1 protein-coding gene is annotated in these 1,578 nt (G+C 65.3%); it reads right to left on the minus strand.

What is annotated here, in order from left to right:
- Positions 1 to 1,578: electron transfer flavoprotein-ubiquinone oxidoreductase (locus WS96_RS07900; RefSeq protein ID WP_059831685.1), on the minus strand; the 1,578-nt coding region annotated here is incomplete at its 5' end.

The raw sequence follows: 1,578 nt of genomic DNA on the forward strand, positions 1-1,578 counted from the left end.
TTACATGTTCGGGTAATTCGGCCCGCCGCCGCCTTCGGGCGTGACCCACACGATGTTCTGCGTCGGGTCCTTGATGTCGCAGGTCTTGCAGTGCACGCAGTTCTGCGCGTTGATCACGAGGCGCTCGCTGCCGTCGTCGTTCTTCACGAACTCGTACACCGCCGCCGGGCAGAACCGCGCCTCCGGCCCCGCGTACGTGCGCAGGTTCACGTTCACCGGCACGCTCGCGTCCTTCAGCGTCAGGTGCGCCGGCTGGTTCTCCTCGTGGTTCGTGTTCGAGATGAACACCGACGAGAGACGATCGAACGTCAGCTTGCCGTCCGGCTTCGGATACGCGATCGGCTCGCACTGCGACGCCGGCTTCAGCATCTCGTGGTCCGCATGCTGGTGATGCAGCGTCCACGGCACGTTGCCACCCATCACCTTCTGCTCGATGCCGACCATCAGCGTGCCGAGGTACAGCCCCTTGGCCATCCACTGCTTGAAGTTGCGCGCGCGATACAGCTCCGTGTACAGCCACGATTGCTTGAACGCGTCCGGGTACGCGTTGAGTTCGTCCGCCTGACGGCCGGCCTGCACCGCGTCGAATGCGGCGTCCGCGGCCAGCATGCCCGTTTTGATCGCCGCGTGGCTGCCCTTGATCCGCGATGCGTTCAGGAAGCCCGCATCGTCGCCGATCAGCGCGCCGCCCGGGAACACCGTCTTCGGCAGCGACAGCAGGCCGCCCGCGGTGATCGCGCGCGCGCCGTACGACACGCGCTTGCCGCCTTCGAGGAATGCGCGGATCGACGGATGCGTCTTGTAGCGCTGGAACTCCTCGAACGGCGACAGATACGGGTTCGTGTAGCCCAGGCCCACCACGAAGCCGACCACGACCTGGTTGTTGTCCATGTGATACAGGAACGAGCCGCCGTACGTATCCGACTTCAGCGGCCAGCCGGCCGTGTGGATCACGAGGCCCGGCTTGTGCTTCGCGGGATCGATTTCCCACAGTTCCTTGATGCCGATCCCGTACGCCTGCGGATCGGCGTTCGCGTCGAGCTTGAACTTCGTGATCAGCTGGCGGCCGAGATGGCCGCGGCAGCCTTCGGCGAACAGCGTGTACTTCGCGTGCAGTTCCATGCCGAGCTGGAAGTTCTCGGTCGGCTCGCCGTCCTTGCCCACGCCCATGTTGCCGGTCGCGACGCCTTTGACCGAGCCGTCGTCGTTGTACAGAATCTCGGCAGCCGGAAAGCCCGGGAAGATCTCGACGCCGAGCGCCTCGGCCTGCTGGCCGAGCCAGCGGGTCACGTTGCCCAGCGAAATCACGTAGTTGCCGTGGTTCTTGAAATTGTCCGGCAGCGCCCAGTTCGGCGTGGTCACCGCGCTTTTCTCGGACAGGAACAGGAAGCGGTCTTCCGTGACCTCGACATCGAGCGGTGCGCCGCGCTCCTTCCAGTCGGGGAACAGCTCGGTGATCGCGCGCGGGTCCATCACCGCGCCCGACAGGATGTGCGCGCCGATCTCGGAACCCTTCTCGAGCACGCACACGCCGATCTCGGTGCCTTTCTCGGCGGCCAGCTGCTTGAGCCGGATCGC

Source organism: Burkholderia sp. MSMB1835 (assembly GCF_001526365.1).
Lineage (GTDB): Bacteria > Pseudomonadota > Gammaproteobacteria > Burkholderiales > Burkholderiaceae > Burkholderia.